The 23286-nt window shown below is 59.2% G+C and carries 23 protein-coding genes and 1 pseudogene; 3 read left to right on the forward strand and 21 right to left on the reverse strand.

Translation table 11 applies throughout. The features are described from left to right. Positions 1–236: 236 nt before the first annotated feature. The 12 genes and pseudogenes from RYA97_RS26350 to ubiE all read right to left on the reverse strand — a co-directional run bounded on the left by RYA97_RS26350 (position 237) and on the right by ubiE (position 10481). Complete coding sequence (locus RYA97_RS26350) at positions 237–1112, reverse strand: methyl-accepting chemotaxis protein (RefSeq protein ID WP_371912912.1); 876 nt, start codon at positions 1110–1112, stop codon at positions 237–239. Next, positions 1095–2264 (reverse strand): annotated as a pseudogene (locus RYA97_RS26355) (methyl-accepting chemotaxis protein); the annotation flags it as partial. The pseudogene RYA97_RS26355 and the gene RYA97_RS26350, both read right to left, overlap by 18 nt. Before the next feature lie 118 nt (positions 2265–2382). Beyond that, entirely contained in the window at positions 2383–4218 is a 1836-nt protein-coding gene (locus tag RYA97_RS00010) for a methyl-accepting chemotaxis protein (protein WP_410478500.1), read from the reverse strand. Positions 4219–4389: 171 nt separating this feature from the next. Next, entirely contained in the window at positions 4390–5097 is a 708-nt protein-coding gene (locus RYA97_RS00015) for a 16S rRNA (uracil(1498)-N(3))-methyltransferase (protein WP_005743130.1), read from the reverse strand. Further along, positions 5094–5894 (reverse strand): twin-arginine translocase subunit TatC, encoded by an 801-nt coding sequence (gene tatC / locus RYA97_RS00020; RefSeq protein WP_002551628.1) that lies wholly within the window; start codon positions 5892–5894, stop codon positions 5094–5096. The genes RYA97_RS00015 and tatC overlap by 4 nt, the downstream gene beginning before the upstream one ends. Then, positions 5891–6352 carry a Sec-independent protein translocase protein TatB gene (gene tatB / locus RYA97_RS00025; protein ID WP_005778657.1) on the reverse strand — a complete coding sequence of 154 codons (462 nt, stop codon included), beginning with the start codon at positions 6350–6352 and terminating at the stop codon, positions 5891–5893. Before tatB ends, tatC begins: the two co-directional genes overlap by 4 nt. A 4-nt stretch (positions 6353–6356) precedes the next feature. Further along, positions 6357–6632 (reverse strand): twin-arginine translocase TatA/TatE family subunit, encoded by a 276-nt coding sequence (locus RYA97_RS00030; protein ID WP_002551630.1) that lies wholly within the window; start codon positions 6630–6632, stop codon positions 6357–6359. 44 nt (positions 6633–6676) lie between these two features. Next, complete coding sequence (locus tag RYA97_RS00035) at positions 6677–7009, reverse strand: phosphoribosyl-ATP diphosphatase (protein ID WP_002551631.1); 333 nt, start codon at positions 7007–7009, stop codon at positions 6677–6679. Between the two features lie 2 nt (positions 7010–7011). Then, positions 7012–7404 carry a phosphoribosyl-AMP cyclohydrolase gene (gene hisI / locus RYA97_RS00040; protein WP_002551632.1) on the reverse strand — a complete coding sequence of 131 codons (393 nt, stop codon included), beginning with the start codon at positions 7402–7404 and terminating at the stop codon, positions 7012–7014. Between the two features lie 67 nt (positions 7405–7471). Further along, complete coding sequence (gene ubiB / locus RYA97_RS00045; protein ID WP_016982474.1) at positions 7472–9091, reverse strand: ubiquinone biosynthesis regulatory protein kinase UbiB; 1620 nt, start codon at positions 9089–9091, stop codon at positions 7472–7474. Further along, positions 9088–9711, reverse strand: coding sequence for an SCP2 domain-containing protein (locus RYA97_RS00050; protein ID WP_004654219.1), 624 nt, complete (start codon positions 9709–9711; stop codon positions 9088–9090). The genes ubiB and RYA97_RS00050 overlap by 4 nt, the downstream gene beginning before the upstream one ends. After that, positions 9711–10481: a bifunctional demethylmenaquinone methyltransferase/2-methoxy-6-polyprenyl-1,4-benzoquinol methylase UbiE gene (gene ubiE / locus RYA97_RS00055; protein WP_002551635.1), complete on the reverse strand. Its 771-nt coding sequence runs from the start codon at positions 10479–10481 to the stop codon at positions 9711–9713. Before ubiE ends, RYA97_RS00050 begins: the two co-directional genes overlap by 1 nt. 143 nt (positions 10482–10624) lie before the next feature. Between ubiE and RYA97_RS00060 the strand changes: the two genes are divergently transcribed. The 3 genes from RYA97_RS00060 (at position 10625) to RYA97_RS00070 (ending at position 12271) form a co-directional block, all read left to right on the forward strand. Beyond that, a complete protein-coding gene (locus RYA97_RS00060) occupies positions 10625–10903 on the forward strand; it encodes a polyhydroxyalkanoic acid system family protein (RefSeq protein ID WP_002551636.1) in 279 nt (92 codons plus the stop codon). A gap of 98 nt (positions 10904–11001) precedes the next feature. Continuing rightward, a complete protein-coding gene (locus RYA97_RS00065; RefSeq protein ID WP_316891639.1) occupies positions 11002–11475 on the forward strand; it encodes a phasin family protein in 474 nt (157 codons plus the stop codon). A gap of 10 nt (positions 11476–11485) precedes the next feature. Then, the gene (locus RYA97_RS00070; protein ID WP_316891641.1) at positions 11486–12271 is read left to right on the forward strand and encodes a phasin family protein; all 786 of its coding nucleotides are present in this window, start codon (positions 11486–11488) and stop codon (positions 12269–12271) included. A 302-nt stretch (positions 12272–12573) separates the two neighbouring features. On the opposite strand, the gene RYA97_RS00075 is transcribed toward RYA97_RS00070, so the two are convergent. The 9 genes from RYA97_RS00075 to argS all read right to left on the reverse strand — a co-directional run bounded on the left by RYA97_RS00075 (position 12574) and on the right by argS (position 23224). Then, positions 12574–13188, reverse strand: a complete 615-nt coding sequence (locus RYA97_RS00075) for a TetR/AcrR family transcriptional regulator (RefSeq protein WP_316891643.1) — start codon at positions 13186–13188, stop codon at positions 12574–12576. Between the two features lie 66 nt (positions 13189–13254). After that, on the reverse strand, positions 13255–14937 hold the full coding sequence (phaC, locus tag RYA97_RS00080; RefSeq protein WP_316891647.1) for a class II poly(R)-hydroxyalkanoic acid synthase: 1683 nt from the start codon (positions 14935–14937) through the stop codon (positions 13255–13257). A gap of 156 nt (positions 14938–15093) precedes the next feature. Continuing rightward, complete coding sequence (gene phaZ, locus RYA97_RS00085) at positions 15094–15951, reverse strand: poly(3-hydroxyalkanoate) depolymerase (protein ID WP_004654231.1); 858 nt, start codon at positions 15949–15951, stop codon at positions 15094–15096. Between the two features lie 63 nt (positions 15952–16014). Next, complete coding sequence (phaC, locus tag RYA97_RS00090) at positions 16015–17694, reverse strand: class II poly(R)-hydroxyalkanoic acid synthase (RefSeq protein WP_054995178.1); 1680 nt, start codon at positions 17692–17694, stop codon at positions 16015–16017. Between the two features lie 313 nt (positions 17695–18007). After that, positions 18008–18379, reverse strand: coding sequence for a DUF971 domain-containing protein (locus RYA97_RS00095; RefSeq protein ID WP_316891649.1), 372 nt, complete (start codon positions 18377–18379; stop codon positions 18008–18010). Between the two features lie 100 nt (positions 18380–18479). Continuing rightward, complete coding sequence (gene hslU, locus RYA97_RS00100) at positions 18480–19817, reverse strand: ATP-dependent protease ATPase subunit HslU (RefSeq protein ID WP_002551643.1); 1338 nt, start codon at positions 19815–19817, stop codon at positions 18480–18482. Between the two features lie 66 nt (positions 19818–19883). Next, complete coding sequence (hslV, locus tag RYA97_RS00105) at positions 19884–20414, reverse strand: ATP-dependent protease subunit HslV (RefSeq protein ID WP_002551644.1); 531 nt, start codon at positions 20412–20414, stop codon at positions 19884–19886. Positions 20415–20790: 376 nt separating this feature from the next. Beyond that, complete coding sequence (locus tag RYA97_RS00110) at positions 20791–21486, reverse strand: SPOR domain-containing protein (RefSeq protein WP_002551645.1); 696 nt, start codon at positions 21484–21486, stop codon at positions 20791–20793. 1 nt (position 21487) lies between these two features. After that, positions 21488–23224, reverse strand: a complete 1737-nt coding sequence (gene argS / locus RYA97_RS00115) for an arginine--tRNA ligase (RefSeq protein ID WP_117140314.1) — start codon at positions 23222–23224, stop codon at positions 21488–21490. Between the last annotated feature and the right edge of the window lie 62 nt (positions 23225–23286).

Raw genomic sequence — 23286 nt, forward strand, 5'->3', positions numbered from 1 at the left:
CAGTTCATGACGCTCTGCGTCGTCATAGGACGCGGAGCGTCCAGACCGGTATGCCTACGCGGAGCATGGGCACGATAGTGTTATCCCTGACGACGCTCGTTCCTCACGCTCCAGCGTGGGAATGCAGTTCACGACGCTCTGCGTCGCCAGAGGACGCGGAGCGTCCGGACCGGTATGCCTACGCGGAGCATGGGCACGATAGTGTTAGCCGGGCCGCCTGCTGGTGCAATGGTGGTTCAACTCACCCTGAATTTCCCCACCAGTGTCTGCAAGTGAGTTCCCAGTCTGGCGAGTTCGACGCTGGAGGCTGCGGTTTGCTCGCTGGCGGCGGCGGTCTGTTCGGAGATATCGCGTACGCTGATGACGTTACGGTTGATCTGTTCGGCAACCACGCTTTGTTCTTCGCTGGCGGTGGCGATCTGTTCGTTCATGTGCTGGATGGTCGCCACCGTACGGGTGATCTGCTCCAGCGCGCTTCCCGCGCGGCGGCTCAGTTCAACGGTGTTGTCGGTCAGGGTGCGGCTGTTGTCCAGCGTGGTTGCGACCTGCTGAGTGCCGGTTTGCAGTGCGGCGATCAATTCCTCGATCTCTTCTGTGGACTTTTGCGTGCGTTGCGCCAGGCCGCGTACCTCATCGGCGACCACCGCAAAACCACGCCCGGCTTCACCTGCGCGAGCTGCTTCAATGGCCGCATTCAGGGCGAGCAGGTTGGTTTGCTGCGAAACCGACTTGATTACGTCGAGAACGCCGACGATCTTGTTGCTTTCCAGCTTGAGTTCGCTCATCGACTGCGTAGAGTTCACTACCTCGCGAGCCAGTTGCTCGATCTGACTGATAGCCCGCCCGACAACCTCGTCACCGCTGCGGGCCTGTTGATCCGCCTGAGCCGCGGCTTGGGAAGCCTCCTGAGCATTACGCGCGACTTCCTGCACCGTCGCGGCCATTTCATTCATGGCCGTGGCCACTTGGTCGGTCTCGTCTTTCTGACTGGTGACCCCGATGCAGGTCTGCTTGGTCACCGCTGACAACTGCTCGGCCGCGCTGGCGATCTGCGATACGCCCTCGCTGATACCGCCGACCAGCTCGCGCAGGCTGACCGTCATGGTCTGCATACTGCCTTGTAACTGACCCATTTCGTCACGACGGGTCACTGACATGTCCCGACTCAGATCACCCTGAGCGATACGTGCTGCGACAAGCAGCGTCTGCTGTAAAGGTACGGTGATCTGCCGGGTCATGACCCAGGCGGCCAGCAACCCGACCAGCAGCGCCAGGCCCGCAACACTGCTCAGGGTGGTGCTGGAATTGACTGCTTCACTGTCGCGCTGAGCGGTTTGCAGACGGTTCAACGCGGCGACGGAGTCCAGCAACTGGTCGCCGAGACTTCTCATAAGTTCCTGGTCCGCCTCGGCTTTGGTTTGTATCTGTTTGAACTCGTTGAGCCTTTCCCGATAGCCTTGCAGGGCTGTAGTGGCGGCTCCCAGGCCCTGAAGGCTTTCACTGTCCTCGTCCTGCCCGATCTGCCCGATTTCCTTGAGCGCTTCGTCGATGGCGACAATGGCTGCGGCTTCATCGGCATCGCGAGTGGTGAAGGTATAGGCCTGTACCTGATAGCGAGCGATCTGTACCTGCTGCCTGAGCTGGGAAATGTTGGTGAATTCCTCCATCCGCTCAGTGCTGTCCTGTTCCTGGCTTACGCTCTTGAGTACCTCGCTCTCAACCAGTGCGATAGCCTGCAAGGCCTGCTCTGACGTCTGCTCCAGGCGCGTGCGTACCTGGTTACGAGTCTGACGGTTGGCCCGGACGTCGGCGAAGGTTTTCTCGAGTCTGCTTACCGTCTCAAACTGTCCATTGAGCAGCGTAATGGTTTCCGTCTCCAGGCTCTGTCGGTGCAGCGCTGTGAGCTGGGCTTTCATTTCGTTGAGTTTGTCTGTCACCAATGCCGTGCTTTCTGGCGTCTTTTCCACGCGATCGGTGATACGTTCGGCACGCAGGTCTTTGGTGAGGCTGTTGAGCTGGGCAATGTCCGAGAGCGACTCGGAGCGGTCGATCATGGTGTACAGACCATGCCAGCCGGTCAGTGTGATGATCAGCGTCAATAACAGCACCAGGCCAAAACCCAGTGACAGTTTGAATCTGACGTTCATGTTGCCGAGCGCGTGATTGATCAGTCGGAACATAGGAATCTCCTGCAATGAGCGAACAAAAGCATGTTCCGGGCGAGTCAGAACATGCGTTGTGAGCGCATCGGCGTGGTGATTCATTGCGTGACCTGAGAAGGTCGTAGGATATTTCCGAGCACGAAGGAGGGGTGAACGGTGTCACGTTTTTACGGGAAAAGAAGCCCGCGCTCAGTGCTGGCGCGGGCTGGATGCTGCCAGGTCAGACAGTAAAGCGACTCACCAGCAATTGAAGATGGTTGCCAAGTCTTGCCAGTTCGACACTGGACGCCGCGGTCTCTTCGCTGGCCGCAGACGTCTGTTCGGACACATCGCGGACATTGATGATGCTGCGGTTGATCTCTTCTGCGGTCGCGCTCTGTTCCTCGGCGGCCGCTGCAATCTGCTGGTTCATTGCCTGGATAGCCGAGACGGTTTTGGTGATGTTTTCCAATGAGCCACCGGCCCGACGTGTCAGCTCAACGCTACTGGTGCTCAGTTCCCGGCTGCTGTCCATGACGGTAGCGGCCTGCTGTGTGCCGCTTTGCAGACGGGCGATCAGCGCTTCGATCTCTTCGGTAGACTTTTGCGTGCGCTGCGCCAGGCTGCGCACTTCATCGGCGACCACGGCAAAGCCCCGACCCGCCTCACCGGCGCGGGCGGCCTCGATGGCGGCGTTCAGCGCCAGCAGGTTGGTCTGTTCCGCGACCGACTTGATGACGTCCAGCACGCTGCCGATCTTGTCGCTTTCCTGCTTCAGAGCGCCCATGGCTTCGCTGGAATTGCCCACTGCAGAAGCCAGGCGCTCGATTTGCGCAATGGCTTCGTTGACCACTCGCTCACCATCACGGGCCTGCTGGTCGGCGGCGACGGCTGCTTCAGAGGCTTCTTCGGCGTTGCGCGCGACTTCCTGAACGGTGGCAGTCATTTCATGCATGGCGGTGGCGACCTGATCGGTCTCGACCTTCTGGCTGTTGACCCCGGCACTGGTCTGTTCGGTCACTGCCGAGAGTTCTTCCGCTGCGCTGGCGATCTGGGTCACGCCATCGCGAATTCCGCCCACCAGCTCGCGCAGGCTGACGGTCATGCGCTGGATCGTGCTTTGCAGCTTGCCCAACTCGTCCTTGCGGTCGACCCGCAGGTTGCGACTCAGGTCGCCGGAAGCAACTCTCTCCACCACTTCAAGGGTTTCCTGCAGGGGCGTTGTAATCTGACGAGTGATTACCCAGGCTGCCAGAATGCTGATCACCAAGGCCAGAGCGGTGGCCACCGTGATCATAAAAACAGATTTTTCGCTGTCTGCGTCGCGGCTTTTGTTCTGCCTGGCGATCATGTCATCGCTGGTGGTCAGCATCTTGGTGCCCAGTGCCGTCATTTTCTCCAGCGCGGCCTTGCTGGCGGCTTGCGTGTCCCGATACTGGCCTACTGCCGCGCGGTAGCCGTTGAGCCCGACAACGGCCTGCTGCAGCAACGGCAGGTACTCGGAGGAAATGTCACCGGCCAGGGTATTGATCCCGGTAATGGCTTCATCAATGGCCTGGTTGGCGTTCTTTTCGAAATCCGGGCGGCCGCTGTAGGTGTAACCGCGAACCTGGAAGCGCGCCTGCTGAATCAGCTTGCTGACGCCGACGATGCCGTTAAAGGCGAGGATGTTGTCTGCCTTGAGCAGCTCGGCTTCAACCTTGTTTGCCTGATCCACCGCCTTGTCAGCATTGTCGCCCATCTGGCTGCGGCTGATCTCGCGAGCATCGATAGCTTTGGTCATGTCAGCGAAAGACTGGCGGTATTCGCGAGCGGACTGAATCTGGCCGTCGAGTGACTGGATGTTTTCGGGCGAGCGCAGCAGATTTCGCGCGTGCACCAGTGCGGCATCAAGTTGATCCAGGGTCTTTCTGACTTCGGCCGCGCTTTCTGCGTTGAACAGGTCTTCGTAACGGGTGCGGTCGATGCGTAGCTGGAGCGTCAGCTCGTTGATTTCTGCAATCGCTGTGACACGATCTCCACGATCGATCAGTGCCTGGTTGCTGAACCAGCCTGTGGCCGAGATCATCAGGGTCATTAGCATGACCAGACCAAAGCCTATTCCCAATTTCAGGCTGACACTCGCATTGGCGAGACGTTGAGATAACCCACGAGACATGACCACTCCTTAGCTGTCTGTTCTTTTATGAATGCACTTACATCGGCAGCGCATCAACTAACTGAAGCGGCCTGGTTGATGTAACAGAGTCTAGAACAGACGAGCGAGAAGGGCAGTTACAGCGGTTTCGACGCGCAGAATGCGCTCGCCAAGTTGCACAGGCTGCAAGCCGGATTGTCGCAACAAGTCGACTTCATAAGGGATCCAGCCGCCTTCGGGGCCGATAGCCAGCGTGACAGGCTGGGTAACCGCGCGCGGGCAGGCAGGCAAGTCACCGGGGTGGCCGACCAGGCCCAGGGTGCCTGCAGCCATGTGCGGCAAACGGTCTTCAACGAACGGCTTGAAGCGCTTTTCGATGATGACTTCCGGCAGCACAGAATCGCGCGCTTGCTCCAGCCCCAGAATCAATTGCTCGCGAATGGCCTCGGGCTCCAGAAATGGCGTCTGCCAGAAGCTTTTTTCTACCCGGTAGCTGTTCAGCAGGATGACTTTCGGCACCCCCATGGTCGCGATGGTCTGGAACACCCGGCGGAGCATCTTGGGGCGTGGCAGTGCCAGCAACAGGGTGATGGGCAGTTTTGCCGGCGGGGCGCTATCCAGCGAAACACGCAGCTCTGCTTCATGAGGTTCAAGGCGCAGCAGTTCGGCGCTGCCCAGCAGGCCATTAATGCGGCCGACGCGCAGACTGTCGCCGACCTCTGCACGATGCACCTCCTGCATGTGCTTCAGGCGGCGGTCACGCAGGACCACCCGGTCAGCCGCAATGAAATCGGCTTCCTCAAGCAACAGCAGGTTCACGGTGTTGTCGCGGGCGGCTGATCCTGCTTGTCAGCGTCCTCGGCCTGATCGTCCGGATGTTCACCACGCTTCTTGATCATCGAACTGCACAGCACGCCCAGCTCGAATAGCAGCCACATCGGTACTGCCAGCAGCGTCTGCGAGAAGATGTCCGGCGGCGTCAGGATCATGCCGACCACGAAGCAGCCGATGATCACGTAAGGACGGATCTTTTTCAGGTACTTGACGTCGACAATACCGATCCACACCAGCAGCACCACGGCCACCGGGATTTCGAAGGCCACGCCAAAGGCGAAGAACAACGTCATCACGAAGTCCAGATAACTGGCGATGTCGGTCATCATCGACACGCCTTCCGGTGTAACGCTGGCGAAGAAGTGGAAAATCAGCGGGAAGACCAAAAAGTACGCGAAGGCCATGCCTGCGTAGAACAGGATGATGCTCGACACCAGCAGTGGCACTGCAACGCGCTTCTCGTGCTTATACAAGCCCGGCGCGATAAAGCCCCAGATCTGGTGCAGGATGACCGGCATGGACAGAAACAGCGCGACCATCATGGTCAGCTTGAACGGCGTGATGAATGGCGAGGCCACGTCGGTGGCGATCATTGTCGCGCCTTCAGGCAGATAGACGCGCAGCGGCGCCGAGACCAATGTGTAGATCTTCTGCGTGAAGTAGAACAGACCGGCAAAAATCAGGAACACTGCCGCGACACAACGCAACAGACGTGTACGCAGCTCGGTGAGGTGCGAGATCAGCGGCATTTGCTGATCGTTTTCCGGGGTATCAGCGCTCATGGGGCTCGCGGTGGCAATGACGAATCGTGGACGGGAGGCGTCGGGACCGGTGTATCGGCATCGACAGGCTTCGCGGTTTTCTCCAGCGACAGTGCGGTTTTCGGTGCCGCAGGTTCCGCCGGGCCGAGGGTGTTGTGACCAGTGTTGGCGGCGTCGGGCTGCACCGAGGCCGGCTGCGGGCTAACCGGCTCGTAGGTGGTCTCGGGGTGCTGATTCTGCGCGAACATTTTGCGCGCCTCGTCTTCCAGCGAAATAATGTGCTCGTTGTGCAGCTGCCGACGAATTTCGTCGGCCCCGATTTCACGTTCAACTTCCTGTTTGATCGCATTGAAGCTGCGCTTCAACCGGCCGATCCATAAGCCTGCGGTGCGTGCCGCACCCGGCAGGCGCTCTGGGCCCAGTACCAGCAAGGCAACCAGGCCGACAAGCAGCAGTTCAGAGAAGCTGATACCGAACATGGGCTTAAACCTGGTCTTTGCGGATCGGCTCGTCGACTTTGTGCGCCTGCGCGTCGATGGTATGCGGCTGATTCAATGGCGAACCCTGAGGGGCAGCCTGTGCCTGCTGTGGCTGAGGTGCAGGCTGTTCTGCTGGCTTGTCATCGTCATTCATCGCCTTGCGAAAGCCCTTGATCGATTCGCCGACGTCGCTGCCCAGACCCTTGAGTTTCTTGGTCCCGAAAACCAGTACCACGACGATCAGGATGACGATCCAGTGTTTCCAGTCAAAAATACCCATGAAACAGTCCTCGTAAAAGATTTCAAGCTTGAAAGGGGTGAGCGTTATTCTGCCGTGCGAGCGGCTTTTTCCGCGTGGCCGGACAGGCCGAATCGGCGGTCCAGTTCATCGAGCACGGCTTGTGGGTGCTGACCCAGCGCTGCGAGCATCACCATGCTATGAAACCACAGGTCAGCGGTTTCATAGATCACGTCGCTGCAATCTCCGCTGACTGCAGCGTCCTTGGCAGCGATGATGGTCTCGATCGATTCTTCACCGAGCTTTTCCAGAATCTTGTTCAGGCCCTTGTGATACAGGCTGGCGACGTAGGAACTGTCGGCAGCGGCGTCCTTGCGTGATTCCAGCACCTCGGCCAGACGGGACAACGTATCAGTCATGTTCAGTGGCCTGCTGAGTAAATAGCGTCAGGATCTTTCAAAACCGGGTCGACGGTCTTCCAGCCTGAGTTTTCGTACACTCGGTAAAAGCAACTTTCGCGGCCGGTGTGGCACGCGATACCGCCGATCTGCTCGACCATCAGGATAATGACATCGGCATCACAGTCCAGGCGCAGTTCGTGCAGCTTTTGCACGTGACCTGATTCTTCACCTTTACGCCAGAGTTTGCCACGCGAACGCGACCAATAGATGGCACGATTCTCCGACGCCGTCAGGCTCAGGGCTTCGCGGTTCATCCAGGCCATCATCAATACTCGACCGGTCTTGTGATCCTGAGCGATTGCAGGCACCAGACCGTCGCTGTTCCAGTGAATCTCGTCCAGCCAGTCTTTCATATCTACTCCGGCAGCCGGCTTTCATGCCCGGCGGATTGAACAGTGTGCCAGCGCCATACGCTGCTGGCTATCGGCGAACGATCAGATACAGCCCGGCAATCAGCATGATCGCCGCTGGCCAGGCGGTGAGCGTCAGCAGCTGCGTAGCTGCCTCGCTCATCACCCAGCCCTGTATCGCGCCACCTACCAGCAACGCTGCACCGATAAGCCGCAGGACCGGCTCGTCCTTGCGTTCGTGCCAGGGACGGGGCGGATCCGAAGCGTGCGGGCGAGACATGCGCTCCAGCAAATCGCGGGTCATGCCCGCGATATGCGGCAGTTGCTCGACCTGTGACTGCAGATTGCCAAGCAGGGTTTTCGGGCTGACCCGTTCACGCATCCAGCGCTCCAGATAAGGCTGCGCGGTGCTCCACAGGTCCAGATCAGGGTACAACTGACGACCCAGCCCCTCGATATTGAGCAGGGTCTTTTGCAGCAGAACCAATTGCGGCTGGACTTCCATATTGAAGCGGCGCGCGGTTTGAAACAGGCGCATCAGCACCTGACCAAAGGAAATATCCTTGAGCGGCTTCTCGAAAATCGGCTCGCAGACCGTGCGGATTGCAGCTTCGAATTCATTGAGCTTGGTTTCTGCCGGCACCCAGCCCGAATCAATGTGCAGCTGCGCAACCCGACGATAATCACGCTTGAAGAAGGCAAACAGGTTACGGGCCAGATAATCCTGATCTTCCGGCGTCAGGCTGCCGACGATGCCGCAGTCGATGGCAATGTATTTCGGGCTCCACGGGTTGACCGTGCTGACGAAAATATTGCCGGGGTGCATGTCGGCGTGGAAGAAACTGTCGCGAAATATCTGGGTGAAGAAGATTTCCACGCCGCGCTCGGCCAGCAGTTTCATGTCGGTACGCTGGTCGGCCAGCCCGGCCATATCGGTGACCTGCAGGCCGTAGATACGCTCCATGACCAGCACTTTGGGGCGGCACCAGTCCCAGTAGACTTGTGGCACGTAGAGCAGGTCCGAGCCTTCGAAGTTGCGACGCAACTGGCTGGAGTTGGCGGCTTCACGCAGCAGGTCCAGCTCGTCGTAGATGGTTTTTTCGTAATCCATCACCACCTGCACCGGGTGCAGCAGGCGTGCATCGGCTGACACGCGCTCGGCCATGCGGGCAAGGATGAACAGCCACGCGAGGTCCTGGCCAATAACCGGCTTGAGGCCTGGGCGTACCACTTTCACCACGACTTCTTCGCCGGTCTTCAAACAGGCGGCATGCACCTGGGCGACCGAAGCAGATGCCAGCGGGGTTTCGTCAAAGCGACTGAAGACGTCGCAGATACGTGCGCCCAGTTGTTCTTCGATGAGATTGATGGCCACCTGCTGGTCGAACGGCGGCACGCGGTCCTGCAGCAGCATCAGTTCGTCGGCGATGTCTTCGGGCAGCAAGTCGCGCCGGGTAGACAGCAGTTGCCCGAACTTGATGAAAATCGGCCCCAGGTCCTGCAATGCCAGACGAAAGCGTACACCACGGCTCAGCTCGGATTTGCGCCGTGGCAGCCAGCGCCAGGGCAGCACGAAACGCACCGCGAGCATCCACCAGGGCAGGGGCAGGGCGAACAACAGGTCATCAAGGCGATAGCGGATAACGACACGTTGAATGCGAAACAAACGGCGGACGGCAAGCAGCTTCATGCGTTATCGCTGGTATTGAGGGAGTGGGCGAGGCGGGCAAAGCGCGCCTCAAGACGGTCCAGATCGAGTTTGATCTGATCGAGTTCGGCGAATCGTGCTTCAGCTTCGTGCTTACCCACCAGCGTACGCGATTCTTCGCTGAGGTAGTCGGCAACGTTCTGGCTGAGGCTGGTGAAACTTTCACGTGTCCAGCGTCCACTGTTGCGCAGTCGGCTGCTGAACAGCTGACTGGCCACCGGGCCGACCCAGTTGGACAGTTCGTGTTCCCAGTCCAGTTCCAGGTCCTGAAGAATGCCGACCAGTTCCAGCAGTACGCCACTGTCACCGTCCAGCTCGACGTCGGGGCCATGCAGCACAGCGGTCTTGTCCTTGCTCAGGGCCAGACGCAGCAGGCTGGAGGCTGGCGCACGCAAGGTGCAGTCGGCGTCGGCAGCCCAGTCTGCTGCCAGCAGCAGGCCTTCGTCACTGGGCAGGATGAAGATTTTCAGAGACGGATCGCGACAGTCCACGGCAATGACATGCCCGGACAGGCGCGCCATACGCGGTAGCGCGGTGCTGTCCAGGCGCAACACGCGATTGATGCCGTGCTCGATACTGGCGAGCAGCCCCCGAAGCAACATCAGGGTTTGATACCGCGATGCAAAGCCACGACGCCCGCCGTCATGTTGTGGTAGGTCACACGGTCAAAACCGGCTTCGACCATCATGGACTTGAGGGTTTCCTGGTTGGGGTGCATGCGGATCGATTCGGCCAGATAGCGGTAGCTTTCCGAGTCATTGGTGACCAGTTTGCCCATCAACGGCATGAACGCGAACGAATAGGCGTCATAGGCCTTGGACATGAGCTTGTTGGTCGGCTTGGAAAACTCCAGCACCAGCAGGCGTCCACCGGGCTTGAGCACGCGCAGCATGGAACGCAGAGCGTCTTCCTTGTGCGTCACGTTGCGCAGGCCGAAGGCGATGGTCACGCAGTCGAAATGGTTGTCCGGGAACGGCAGCTTCTCGGCGTCGGCCTGGACGAACTCGACGTTGCCCGACACGCCAAGGTCCAGCAGGCGGTCACGGCCGACCTTGAGCATGGAGGCGTTGATGTCAGCCAGAACCACTTGCCCGGTCGGGCCGACCAGGTTCGAGAACTTACGGGTCAGGTCGCCCGTGCCGCCGGCAATGTCGAGCACGCGGTTGCCGGTACGAACGCCTGAAAGCTCGATTGCAAAACGCTTCCACAGACGATGCATGCCACCGGACAGCAGGTCGTTCATCAGGTCGTATTTGGCTGCAACCGAATGGAAAACCTCAGCGACTTTTTCTGCCTTCTGGCTTTCCGGTACATTTTTGTAACCGAAGTGAGTCGTAGGTTCGGCATCGCTGCCTTTGCGCTGATCGTTCATATCGCTTCACCGGAATAGAGTGCGGGTCATTCTAATCGCCAGGGCCGGCTTTGTCTTGACAAGGCTCACCGGCAACGCTTTCTTGGATGCAGACGGCTGTATATAGTTGCGCCGCATTTCATCTGATCATCAAGGAAGCCTGCATGGCCAAGATAACCGTTGAACGCCCGCACGCACTGGGCCGGGAAAAGGCTCGCGAGAGGGCCGAGCAACTGGTCGAGAAGCTTTCCGACAAATACGGACTGGCGCACGAATGGGCAGGCGATACCGTAAAACTGGAAGGCAAGGGGGCCAAGGGCAAGGTTGAAGTCGAAGACGCGTTGATCCGTATCAACATCGAGCTGAACTTCATCCTGTCGGCCATGAGCGGCTCCATCAAGACTGAAGTCGAGCGCGTCCTGGATAAAGCACTGGCCGCCTGAGCATTCGCCCTAGGGTGAGCATTCTAATTTTTCTCCGTAACGTTGTGCTTATGCCCATAGCTGGGCGGTTCCTTCAACTTTCGAGCATGAGGTGCACCATGGCCAGAGCGAACACGAAGAAAAACATCGAAGACCAGCAATCCTCCACGCTTTCCGACGTCAGGCTGTATGCCCGCAAGATCTGGCTGGCCGGTCTGGGGGCCTATTCCAGGGTCAACGAGGAAGGCACACAGTACGTCAGGGACTTGATCAGGACTGGCGAGCAGGCCGAAAAGGAAGTCGTCAAAACGGTCGATGAAAAGCGTCTTGCGGCCAACGGCGAAATCGACTCGGTCAAGGGCGAAGTGTCTTACGCCAAAGGTCGTGTCGAGGCGCAACTCGGCAGAATCGAGAGTGCTTTCGACCGTCGCGTCGCAAAAGCCTTGAACCGCATCGCAATCCCGTCTAAACATGATGTTGACACGCTCTCTGCCAAGCTCGACGAGCTGACGGCATTGCTTGAACGTGTCGTGCCTAAAAAGCTTGAACGCTCCGGGTCGAAACGATTCGAACGTTCAGAGTCTGGACAATAAGGAGAGCAGGATGGCTGGCAAGAAAAAAACCGACAAAGACGGCAGCTCATGGATTGGTGAGGTCGAGAAATACTCTCGCCAGATCTGGCTGGCGGGCCTGGGCGCTTATTCCAAGATAAGCAATGACGGCAGCAAGCTTTTCGAGACACTGGTCAAAGACGGCGAGAAAGCCGAGAAGCAGACCAAGGTCGAGGCGCAGAAGCAGCTCGATGAGGTCAAGGACACCGCCAAGACCGCGAAATCGCGGGTCGGTGATGTGAAAGACCTCGCGGTGGGTAAATGGAATGAGCTGGAAGGGGCCTTCGACAAGCGCCTGAACAGTGCCATTTCGCGTTTGGGCGTGCCGAGCCGCAATGAAGTTCAGGCGCTGCACAGCAAGGTCGACCAACTGACCCGGCAGATCGAGCTGTTGACGGGTGAGAAAGCCAAACCGGTCGCTTCGAGTTCTGCTGCGGCTAAACCTGCACCGAAAACTGCGGCAAAACCTTTGGTCAAGGCTGCGGCTAAAACCGTCGCCAAAACAGCGGATAAAACGGCGCAGAAAACCGCAGCGGCCAAACCAGCAGTCAAGAAAGCTGCGGCCAAACCGGTCGATGCAGCCAGCAAGGCCGCTACTGCCACCGCCAGCAAGGCCAAAACGGTTGCCAAGCCGGCCGCGGCGAAGAAACCAGCAGCCAGAAAACCGGCTGCCAAGCCTGCCGCCAAGCCTGCTGCATCGGCGACTCCAGCAACCGGTGCGGCACCCGCTGCATCATCCCCGAGCGCAGCACCGGCAACACCCGCCAGCCAGTCCTGACAGACAGCTGCAACATCGAAGCCCGGTCTGCCAAGCAGGCCGGGCTTTTTTGATATCCCCGAACACCGCCTGTGCCAATGCTTCTGGCCGAAGGCCGTGGGAGCGAACTCAATTATCGTGCGACGCTCCGCGTCGGCATGCCGTTCTGGACGCTCCGCGTCCGGTCTTGAGCATGCGGCGTGGCGCAGAGTTGTGACGCAGAGCGTCACCCAAGGCATTCCCACGCTGGAGCGTGAGGAGCGATAGAGGTGTGGGCTGGAGCGTGAGGAGCGCTAACGTTAACTTTCTTATCGTGCCCAGGTTTACCTACCCAGATACTCCATCGCCAGCTGTTCGGCAGCCTGCCTCGAGGTGGGCAGCAGGTGTGGGGTCACGAGCATCATGATCTGGTAGACCACCACCCGCACATCACCCTCGCGGCCCAGAATGCGTTGGTAATCCAGCGAAAACAGCAGGTTCATGGTGATCTGTTCCACCAGTTGCCCCAGCGCCTGGGTTTCGCTGACCAGTTGCCCCCGCGATTTCAAACGGGCCAGCAGTGACGCGAGAGTTTTCTTGATCGAGTTGAGCAGGTTGCGAATGCCGCGGGCCAGCTTTGGCAACCTTCCGGCGAGGTTGGACAGGTCTTGAAACAGGAAACGATAGTGCGACAACCGCTCGACAATCAGGTGCAGAAACATCCAGTAGTCTTCGGCCTCAAGCCTGGCATCCGAAGGCGGATCGAGCAGGGGTGCCAGCTCTGCCTGGAACCGCTCGAAAAGACTCAGAATCAACGGCTCCTTGCCATGAAAGTGGTAATACAGATTGCCGGGGCTGATACCCATTTCATTGGCGATTTCCAGCGTGGAAACATTGGGCTCGCCCTGCTGGTTGAACAACGTCAAGGCACATTCAAGGATACGTTCGCGGGTTTTCATCCAGTCTTCTTGTTCAAGAGTCAAAGGGCCGGCTTTGTCTGATCGGGCAGGGCGCAATCCAGCGTTTCAGCGCACATGCACATAAGTCCCGGGCGCAGCCTCCATTGGCGGGTAAGTGGCGTTGCCCAGCTCCGTCCTGGTGTCGTGCTCGGCCCCGGAATGCTCCTGAATCCACTTCAGCCAGTTCGGCCACCAGCTGCCATCATGATGCTGCGCGTCGTAGTACCAGGCGCGCGGGTCGCTGCTCAGCTTGCTGTTCTCGACATAGTTGGCTTTCGGGTTGCCCGGCGGGTTGAGAATGCTCTGCACATGGCCGCTGTTGGACAGCACGAAGCGCCGCTCGCCGCCCAATAGCAGCGTAGAGCGGTACACCGCGTCCCATGGCGTGATGTGGTCGTTGATGCCAGCGATGCTGAAACTGTCCACCGTGACTTTCTGCAGGTCGATGGGGGTCCCGCAGACCTCCAGGCCACCCGGATGGCTGAGCGGGTTGTGCTTGAAGAAGTCCAGCAGATCACCGTGCAACGCAGCGGGTAGGCGTGTGGTGTCGTTGTTCCAGTAAAGAATGTCGAACGGAGGTGGCGATTTGCCCAGCAGGTAATTGTTGATCCAGTAAGTCCAGATCAGGTCATTGGGGCGCATCCAGGAAAACACCCGATTCATCTCGCTGCCCTCCAGTACGCCGCGCTGATAGGAGCGGCGCTTTGCAGCTTCAAGCGTTTGCTCGTCGATAAACAGCGTGGCCGGGCTTTCGATCTGGCTGTCCAGCAGGCTGACCATATAAGTTGCGCTGGCCACGCGGCGGGTTTGGCGCTTGGCCTGCAAGTGACCCAGTAACGCAGCAACGGTCAGACCTCCCGCGCAAGCGCCCACCAGATTGACCTCGCGTGCTGGGCTAATCGCCCGGCAGATATTCATCGCCTGCTCGGTCGCTTCAACATAACTGGACAGCCCCCACTCCCTATGGCGGACATCCGGGTTGCGCCAGCTGATGACAAAGGTCTGCAGGCCGTTCTTGAGGGCATATTGCACAAAGCTGTTGGTTGGGCTGAGGTCGAAGATGTAGAACTTGTTGATCTGCGGCGGCACGATCAGGACCGGTCGGCTGAACTGCTTTTCGCTCATCGGTCGATACTGGATCAGCTCGAACATTTCGTTGCGAAACACCACCGCACCGGGCGTGGTCGCTACGGTTCGGCCTACCTCAAAAGCGTCTTTGGTGGTCTGGCTGGGTAGCCCGCTGTTGTGCAACAGATCATCGGCCATGTGGCTCAGGCCCTTGATCAGGCTGGTACCACCCGAGTTGAACAGCTCTTTGACGGCCTGCGGGTTGAGCAGCGTATTGGAAGGTGCCAGCGCATCGTTGATCAGTGTGAACAGAAAGTGCGCGCGCACACGGTCTTCCGTGGACAGATCGCTGTCATCAATCCATTGCCTGACCTGATGCTGGCAGCTGAGATACACCTGCAAACCCCGGCGATAAAGCGGGTTGAGACTCCAGGTCGGGTCGGCGAAGCGGGGGTCTTTGGGATTGTGCGGATAGGGTGTTTCGCCCAGCACCACCCGCCCCAACTGCTTGCCCAGCGCCAGAGCATGGCGAGCGCTACGAAATGGGTGCCGCAAACCCTGGGCTGCGACGTTGCGCAAGGTAGAAAACAGGTCTCGCCCGCGCAGGCCGGTGATGGCGCTCTGCGCGTTGATGAGATTTGTGGGTGCAGCGCTGGCAACCTTTGCCGATTTTTCTTGCATGAGGGCAACACTCCTTCGTCAGGCAACTCATGGGTTGGCGCCAGTCCGCTTGCGAAGGGGCTGGCGTCGTTCTGCGCGGTCAAAACTCCAGTGTGTTGCGCAGTGGGTGACGCTGTTTCTCTCGGGCTGTTCATATTAACGGGCGTGCTGGCGCTATCAGCGCGTTCTGGGCGGCGTTGGCTGCGGGTGCATGACTGCGCGCTGCCGTTCCTGTTGCAGAAAACCCATGATGATCGGTGCCACGGCTTCGGCACGCGTGATCAGGAACAAATGCCCGTCATCGATGATGTGTAGCTGGGCATTGGGTATTCGCCAGGCCAAAAGGCGCATATTCACCAGCGGAATCAGCGGGTCGTCATCACCGGCCAGAACCAGAGTCGGCTGGTGAACCTTGTGCAGCCAGTGAATGCTGGTCCAGCCCATGCCCGCGAACAATTGCCAGTAATAGCCCAGCTTGCCGGACGAGCGCACCTTGGCAGCATGATTGGCCGCCAGATTAGGATCACGTCGAAACGCGCCGCCGTAGATCTCCGGTGCAATACGGATCACATGCGACGGCTGAATGTAGCGGCGCGGGCTGGCCATCAACCACAGCACGCGAGGCTTGCCCGGCACCATCGCCATGCCTGCCGACGTGGCGGCCAGCACCAGTTTCTTGCAGCGCTCCGGGTAGTCATGAGCGAACTGCTGAGCCAGCGCCCCGCCCCACGAAACACCGATCGCATTGACCTGCCCGTAGTTGAGGTAATCGAGCATGCGCGCTGCGAGCTTCGCCAGTCCCGGAAAGCGATAAGGCCGATTGGGCGTCGACGAACCACCGACCCCCGGCACATCGAAGGCGATGACTTCCAGGTCCGGGTCCAGTGCTTCAACAAACGGGAACACCAGTTCCAGGTTGGCACCGATGCCGTTGAAGATCAGCAGCGGTGTCAGATGGCTCTTGCCTGGGCGCACGGCCGTACGAATAGTGTGTCCGTTCAGGTCGATGGAGCGAAAAACAAACGGTTGCGGCATGCGCTAAGCCCTGTTGATTTAACCGCCGGGAACGCACCCCGGGTTTTTTCAAGACTGACGGGTCTAACGCTCGTGAACATAGGTTCCGGGCGCTGCCTCGGCTGCCGGATAGGCTTTGTTACCAAGCCCGGCAGGCGCCTTTTTCAACTTGCCCGAGCGCGTAGCCAGCCACTCTTGCCAGTGTAGCCACCAGGAATCGGTGTGCTTGGTAGCGTTTTCCTGCCAGGCCGCCGGGTCTGCTGGCAGCTCGTCGTGAGTCATGTAACGCGACTTGGGGTTGCCCGGCGGGTTGAGGATGCTCTGGATATGGCCGCTGCTGGACAGTACAAACTCGGTCTTGCCACCAAACAGCCGTGCTGATTTGTAGCATGAGGCCCACGGCGTGATGTGGTCATTGGTGCCAGCCAGGCAGAACACGTCGGCCGTTACCTGCTTGAGGTCGATCGGCGTGCCGCAGACTTCCAGCGCGTTGGCGCGGGTCAGCGGGTTGTTCTTGAACATTTCGATCAGGTCGCCGTGAAAGGCGGCGGGCAGGCGTGTGGTGTCGTTGTTCCAGAACAGAATGTCGAAGACGGGCGGCTCGTTGCCCAGCAGGTAATTGTTGACCCAGTAATTCCAGATCAGGTCGTTAGGGCGCATCCAGGCAAACACCTTGGCCATGTCACGACCTTCCAGCACGCCCGCCTGATAGGAATGGCGCTTGGCGGTTTCCAAAGTCTGCTCGTCGACGAACAGCGCGACCTCGGTATCCAGCGTTGTATCGAGCACGCTGACCAGCAGGGTCATGGCGTTGACTTTCTTTTCGCCCAAGGCTGCGTAGTGGCCCAGCAGCGCCGTGCAGGTAATGCCGCCGGAGCAGGCACCCAGCATGTTGAGGTCTTTGCTGCCGGTGATCGCCAGCACCACATCGACCGCCTCCTTGAGCGCCTCGATATAGGTCGACAGCCCCCATTCGCGTTGCGCCTTGGTCGGGTTGCGCCAACTGATGATGAAGGTCTGCACGTTACTGCGCAGGCAGAAGCGCGCCAGGCTTTTTTCCGGGCTCAGGTCGAAGACATAGAATTTGTTGATCTGCGGCGGGATCACCAGCAGCGGTCGCTCGTGAACCTGCTCGGTAATCGGCTTGTACTGGATCAATTCCAGTACGTCATTGCGAAACACCACGGCCCCCTCAGTGGTGCCCAGGTTTTTGCCAACCTCAAACGCGTCCATGTTGACCTGGCTCGGCATTCCGCCGTTGTTCACCAGGTCCTTGGCCAAGTGCGACAGACCATCGAGCAGGCTTTTACCGCCGGTTTCAAAGAACCGTTTCACGGCGGCCGGGTTAGCGGCAGAGTTGGTCGGTGACATGGCCTCGGTCATGAGGTTGATCACAAAGTGCGCGCGACTGATGTCTTGCGGGGTGAGATCGCTGCCACCGATCCAGTCATGCAGTTCCTTGCGCCAGGCGAGGTAAGTCTGCAAGTAACGGCGATACAGCGGGTTCTGGCTCCAGGCCGGATCAGCGAAGCGGCGGTCATCCGGTGTTGGCTGCAAGGCAGATTTGCCGAAGATCACGTTGCCGAGTTCGACGCTCAGGTGTGCGACGTGCTTGATGCTGTGGATCGGTTGCTTGAAAGCCTGACGCAAAACCATCCGGGCAGTGCTCAGTAAATCCTTGCGCCGCAGGCCAACGACCGGGTTGAGGCCCAGGGTGTGCTCGGAAGCCTGGCGCTGCAGGTCATCGTCTTTCGCGTTACTCATCTACGACGCTCCATTGTCTTGATGCGAACACTGACATTCCTTGCCCGTGAACCAGTGACACAGGCGGTTAGCCAGCACTACTGCTCGTGTAACTCATGCCTTGCAGGCTGTTTCTCGCATCGACTTCGATGCAGGGAACTTGCCAAGGTTATTGGTTACGCGAGATTTCAAAAAATCGCAAGCAGCGTCAGCCACTCATTGGCCGCTGCACGGAACATTGAAACAAAAACGATTAGAAAGCGCGTCCTAAAACGGCGAGCGGTGAGGCTGCACGGGTTTGAATGTTCTGTGAGGATCGCGCGGGCGGGCGGGATCAGAGCATCAGCTTGATGACTTGCTCGGAGGGATCGCGGGATTTGCCGGCTTTTTTCAGCTCTTGCAGATAGTCCTCCCACAGGAACTCCTGGCGTCTTGCCAGCTCGTACAGGTACTCCCAGGTGAACAGTCCTGAGTCGTGACCATCATCAAAGGTCAATTTCAGTGCATATTGCCCTGCCGGCTCGACCTTGCTCAGACCGACGCCCAGTTTGCCGAATTGCAGGATCGGCCTGCCATGGCCCTGAACCTCGGCAGAAGGGGAATGCACCCGCAGAAATTCGGCGGGCAGATGATATTCCTCATCCGGCGCGTACTTCAGCGTCAGGGTTTTGGAAGCTTTGTGCAGCTGGATGGCGGTGGGGAGCATTGAAAGCAGCCTCAAGGAAGAGCAGCTACAAGCTACAGGCAGAAGCAAAAAAGCTGCAAGAGGAGAACCTCTTGCAGCTTGTAGCTAACCGCTTGCAGCCTTAAAGGATATACCGCGAGAGGTCTTCGTTTTCGGCCAGATCGCCCAAGTGGCTGTTGACGTATTCTGCATCGATTTCAATCGGTGCTGCGTCAGGGCTGATAGCCAAATCGCCAGCGCTGAACGAGACTTCCTCAAGCAGACGCTCAAGCAGCGTGTGCAGGCGACGGGCACCGATGTTCTCGGTTTTCTCGTTGACCTGCCAGGCAATCTCGGCAAGACGCTTGATGCCTTCAGGCTTGAACTCGATCTTCAGGCCTTCGGTCTTGAGCAGCTCGCGATACTGTTCGGTCAACGATGCATGTGGCTCGCTGAGAATGCGTTCGAAGTCCTGCGGCGACAGCGCCTTGAGTTCAACGCGGATCGGCAGACGACCTTGCAGCTCGGGGACCAGATCACTTGGCTTGCTCAAATGGAACGCGCCAGATGCAATGAACAGGATGTGGTCAGTCTTGACCATACCCAGTTTGGTATTCACGGTGCAGCCTTCGATCAGTGGCAGCAGGTCGCGCTGTACGCCTTCGCGGGACACATCGACACCGCCCGAATTACCGCGCTTGGCAACCTTGTCGATCTCGTCGATGAACACGATGCCGTGTTGCTCGACCGCTTCCAGCGCCTTGGCCTTCAACTCTTCGTCATTGACCAGACGGCCCGCTTCTTCTTCGCGTACCAGCTTGAGCGCGTCCTTGACCTTGAGTTTGCGGCTCTTGGTCTTGCCTTTGCCCATGTTGGCAAACAGGCTCTGCAGCTGATTGGTCATTTCTTCCATGCCGGGTGGCGCGGAGATATCCACACCTACGGCTTCGTTGATCTCGATCTCGATTTCCTTGTCGTCCAGCTGGCCTTCGCGCAAACGCTTGCGGAACAGCTGACGGGTGTTGGAATCATTGCTTTGCGCAGGGTCTTCATTGAAACCGACACGCGCAGGCGGCAACAGGGCATCGAGAATACGGTCTTCGGCCGCGTCTTCGGCGCGATGACGGACCTTGATGATCTCCTGTTCACGCAGAAGCTTGATAGCCGCATCGGCCAGGTCGCGGATGATCGACTCTACATCACGACCTACATAGCCCACTTCGGTGAACTTGGTCGCTTCAACCTTGATGAACGGCGCATTGGCAAGCTTGGCCAGGCGACGGGCGATTTCGGTCTTGCCGACACCGGTCGGGCCGATCATCAGAATGTTCTTGGGTGTCACTTCAACGCGCAGCTCTTCAGGCAGCTGCATGCGGCGCCAGCGATTGCGCAGGGCAATGGCGACGGCGCGCTTGGCATCGTCCTGGCCGATGATATGGCGGTTAAGTTCGTGGACGATTTCGCGGGGAGTCATGGACATGGTAATTCACGGTCCTCTGGTACGGTCAAGCCGAAGGGGCCGCAGACTGTGCGGCCCGGCAAGGGCTTAGCCGACGAGGTCCTGCTCCTCAATGGTGATGTTGTGGTTGGTGAACACGCAAATGTCGCCAGCGATATGCAACGAGGTCTCGGCGATTTCGCGTGCCGACAGGTCGGTCTTGAGCAGCAGGGCGCGTGCGGCGGCCTGAGCAAATGCGCCGCCGGAGCCCATGGCGATCAGGCCGTCCTCGGGCTCGACCACATCGCCGTTGCCGGTGATGATCAGCGAGGCGTCCTTGTTGGCGACGGCCAGCATTGCTTCAAGACGGCTCAGCGAGCGATCGGTACGCCAGTCCTTGGCCAGCTCGACAGCTGCACGAACCAGATGCCCCTGGTGTTTTTCCAGCTGGGCTTCAAAGCGTTCGAACAGCGTGAATGCATCGGCGGTTGCGCCAGCGAACCCGGCGATTACTTCACCGTGATAAAGACGGCGCACCTTCTTGGCGTTGCCTTTCATGACGGTGTTGCCCAGAGAAACCTGGCCGTCGCCAGCCATGACGACTTTACCGTGGCGGCGCACTGAAACGATGGTGGTCAAGGGAGAGTCTCCACACTGCGGGGCGAAAATGCCCTGATGCAAACTCATATGGGGGTGTGGGTGAGTATTTCAACCTTGGGGGTAAATCGGGGGGAAATGATCGTACGATTCTTGTCCCAACCCTTTAAGCGGACCGGACGACGCTTCTTTTGTCCGCGATCTCCCTGCTTTTATGGGAGCGAACTTGTCCGCGACGGGCTGCGAAGCGGCCCCAGAATAGGCTGCCTCGGCTGCGCCTGATAAACCGATGCGGCTGGTTTTGCTGCCGGTTCCCGGCAGATCGCGGACAAGTCCGCTCCTACGACGACCGGGCAGAAGCTCCGTTTTTCGTACTCATCGAAACATCGCGATGAGCACGGAAACAGAGGTGCTTTGACTAACGGCTCTGACGCTGTTGCAACAACAGGTTACTAAATCCACCGCTTGCCAGTTGTTTCTGGGCGGTGGTCAGTTGTTCGCGGTTGCTGAACGGGCCGACCAGTACGCGGTACCAGGTTTCATCTTTCACAGTGCCTGACTCGACGGTAGACGTCTGGCCCAGCAGGATGATCTGCGCGCGGACTTTCTCGGCGTCAGCCTGTTTGCGGAACGAGCCCGCCTGCAGGAAGAACGTCGTGACTGCTGCCGGCTTGGTCGTGGCAACCGGTGGCGCTGGCGGAGGCGTCAGGCCGCTGAGGGCTGCCTGGGCACGTGCCGTGTCGATCTTGGCTGCCTGCTCCGGCGAGACCGGTGCTGTCGGTGCCACAGGCGGCGGGGTCTTCTCTGGCACGGCTTCGTTCGGCACGATCACTTCCGATTCCGGCAGCAATGTGTAGAAGTCGTACTTCGGCTTGACCGGAGCCGTCGGGCTCGGTGGTGTTTTATTAGCCTCGGCGATCTTCGCGGCCTTGGCGTCCGCCTTGACCCGCTTGACGTCTTCGCCGCCCGGTTCAAGTTTCATCAGAAAGACCACGAACGCGCCCACGGTCAAGCCAATCGCCAGCCACAACCATCCTGGAATCGGCTTCTTCGCGGGTGCCTGATAACGGCTGGCGCCCCGCTTGGGTGCCGGTTTCTTCTTCGCAACTGCCAACTTACATACGCTCCAGAGTTTCCAGACCCAACAGGTCCAGGCCTTGCTTGAGGGTGCGGCCGGTCAGGGCAGCCAGGCGCAGACGGCTTTGCTGCTGATCGGGATTTTCCGCACCAAGGATCGGGCAGTTTTCATAAAAGCTCGAAAACAGACCCGCAAGGTCATACAGGTAAGCACAAAGTACGTGCGGTGTGCCTTTTTCTGCGACGTTATTCAGTGTTTCAGTGAACTGCGCCAGACGTGCAGCCAGTTCCTGCTCTTGCGGTGCTGCCAGGACAATCTGCCCCTTGCTGGCGTCGAACGGCGTGCCCAGCTTGCGGAATACACCGGCCACACGGGTGTAGGCGTATAGCAGATAAGGCGCGGTATTGCCTTCGAAGCTCAGCATCTGATCGAAGTTGAAGCTGTAATCACTGGCGCGGTGCTTGGACAGGTCAGCGTATTTCACCGCGCTGATGCCCACGGCTTTGGCAATGCTGCGCAGCTCGGCCTCGGCGACTTCCGGGTTCTTTTCCTTCACCAGCGTGTAGGCACGTTCTTCGGCTTCATCGAGCAGGTCGATGAGTTTGACCGTGCCGCCGTCGCGGGTCTTGAACGGACGGCCATCGGCGCCGTTCATGGTGCCAAAACCCATGTGTTCCAGCTGCATGCCGTCGTGGACGAAACCGGCGCGGCGAGCGACTTCGAACACTTGCTGGAAGTGCAGGGCCTGACGCTGATCGACGAAATACAGCACGCGGTCAGCCTTGAGCACCTTACTGCGGTAGCGGATGGCGGCCAGATCGGTGGTGGCGTACAGGTAGCCGCCACCGGCCTTCTGCACGATCACCGGCAGAGGCGTGTCATCGGCGGTGCGGAATTCTTCGAGGAACACACATTGCGCACCGTTGCTCTCGACCAGCAGGCCAGTGGCTTTCAGATCGTTGACCACGTTGGCCAGGTCATCGTTGTAGGCACTTTCGCCCATCACATCTGCCGGGGTCAGCTTGACGTTGAGGCGCTCGTAGGTTTCCTGGCAGTGCGACAGCGAGATGTCCTTGAAGCGTGTCCACAGGGCCAGACACTCGGCATCGCCTGCCTGCAACTGGACCACCAGGCCTCGCGCCCGCTCGGCGAACTCTTCGGATTCGTCAAAGCGCTGCTTGGCGGCGCGGTAGAAGTTTTCCAGGTCGGACAGCTCGTCGCTGGTCGCCGGTTTTTCCTGCAGATAGGCCAGCAGCATGCCGAACTGGGTGCCCCAGTCGCCCACATGGTTCTGGCGAATGACTGTGTCGCCCAAAAACGTCAGAACGTTCGCCACGCCGTCGCCAATAATGGTCGAGCGCAAATGGCCAACGTGCATTTCCTTGGCCAGATTCGGTGCCGACAGATCGACGACCACGCGCTGTACAGCGCCCGCCTTGCGGACTGACAGGTGCGCGTCGGCCAGTGCAGCGTCGAGGCGTGCGGCCAGCGCCGCAGTGTTCTGGAAGAAGTTCAGGAAGCCCGGACCGGCAATTTCGACCTTGCTGACCTGCTCGTCGGCAGGCAGGGCGGCGATCAGCTTTTCAGCCAGATCGCGCGGTTTCATGCCGGCAGGCTTGGCGAGCATCATCGCGATATTGCTGGCGAAGTCGCCGTGGGTCTTGTCGCGGGCGTTTTCCACCTGAATCGCCGGCGTCAGCCCTTCTGGCAAGACGCCCTCGGTGACGAGACGGGTCAGGGCTTGTTGAATCAGCTGGCGAATGGTGTCTTTCATTGTGCTCTCTTCGACCGCAAGCGCGGTGGCGCTTCGATGCGCGGGTGGAAAAACTCCGCATT

This window comes from Pseudomonas syringae group sp. 26L6, assembly GCF_032587815.1.
Classification (GTDB): Bacteria; Pseudomonadota; Gammaproteobacteria; order Pseudomonadales; family Pseudomonadaceae; genus Aquipseudomonas; species Aquipseudomonas amygdali.

What these genes read in the sequence shown, in the direction of transcription:
- ubiE (WP_002551635.1), bottom strand. Translation starts at nt 10,481, where the DNA reads ATGAACGATCAGCGCAAAGGCAGCGATGCCGAACCTACGACTCACTTC.
- RYA97_RS00095 (WP_316891649.1), bottom strand. Translation starts at nt 18,379, where the DNA reads ATGCTCCCCACCGCCATCCAGCTGCACAAAGCTTCCAAAACCCTGACG.
- ubiB (WP_016982474.1), bottom strand. Translation starts at nt 9,091, where the DNA reads ATGAAGCTGCTTGCCGTCCGCCGTTTGTTTCGCATTCAACGTGTCGTT.
- phaZ (WP_004654231.1), bottom strand. Translation starts at nt 15,951, where the DNA reads ATGCCGCAACCGTTTGTTTTTCGCTCCATCGACCTGAACGGACACACT.
- hisI (WP_002551632.1), bottom strand. Translation starts at nt 7,404, where the DNA reads ATGAAAGACTGGCTGGACGAGATTCACTGGAACAGCGACGGTCTGGTG.
- RYA97_RS00075 (WP_316891643.1), bottom strand. Translation starts at nt 13,188, where the DNA reads ATGAAAACCCGCGAACGTATCCTTGAATGTGCCTTGACGTTGTTCAAC.
- phaC (WP_054995178.1), bottom strand. Translation starts at nt 17,694, where the DNA reads ATGAGTAACGCGAAAGACGATGACCTGCAGCGCCAGGCTTCCGAGCAC.
- RYA97_RS26350 (WP_371912912.1), bottom strand. Translation starts at nt 1,112, where the DNA reads ATGCAGACCATGACGGTCAGCCTGCGCGAGCTGGTCGGCGGTATCAGC.
- argS (WP_117140314.1), bottom strand. Translation starts at nt 23,224, where the DNA reads ATGAAAGACACCATTCGCCAGCTGATTCAACAAGCCCTGACCCGTCTC.
- RYA97_RS00030 (WP_002551630.1), bottom strand. Translation starts at nt 6,632, where the DNA reads ATGGGTATTTTTGACTGGAAACACTGGATCGTCATCCTGATCGTCGTG.
- RYA97_RS00050 (WP_004654219.1), bottom strand. Translation starts at nt 9,711, where the DNA reads ATGTTGCTTCGGGGGCTGCTCGCCAGTATCGAGCACGGCATCAATCGC.
- tatC (WP_002551628.1), bottom strand. Translation starts at nt 5,894, where the DNA reads ATGAGCGCTGATACCCCGGAAAACGATCAGCAAATGCCGCTGATCTCG.
- RYA97_RS00070 (WP_316891641.1), top strand. Translation starts at nt 11,486, where the DNA reads ATGGCTGGCAAGAAAAAAACCGACAAAGACGGCAGCTCATGGATTGGT.
- RYA97_RS00065 (WP_316891639.1), top strand. Translation starts at nt 11,002, where the DNA reads ATGGCCAGAGCGAACACGAAGAAAAACATCGAAGACCAGCAATCCTCC.
- hslU (WP_002551643.1), bottom strand. Translation starts at nt 19,817, where the DNA reads ATGTCCATGACTCCCCGCGAAATCGTCCACGAACTTAACCGCCATATC.
- phaC (WP_316891647.1), bottom strand. Translation starts at nt 14,937, where the DNA reads ATGCAAGAAAAATCGGCAAAGGTTGCCAGCGCTGCACCCACAAATCTC.
- tatB (WP_005778657.1), bottom strand. Translation starts at nt 6,352, where the DNA reads ATGTTCGGTATCAGCTTCTCTGAACTGCTGCTTGTCGGCCTGGTTGCC.
- RYA97_RS00060 (WP_002551636.1), top strand. Translation starts at nt 10,625, where the DNA reads ATGGCCAAGATAACCGTTGAACGCCCGCACGCACTGGGCCGGGAAAAG.
- RYA97_RS00035 (WP_002551631.1), bottom strand. Translation starts at nt 7,009, where the DNA reads ATGACTGATACGTTGTCCCGTCTGGCCGAGGTGCTGGAATCACGCAAG.
- RYA97_RS00010 (WP_410478500.1), bottom strand. Translation starts at nt 4,218, where the DNA reads ATGACCCTGATGATCTCGGCCACAGGCTGGTTCAGCAACCAGGCACTG.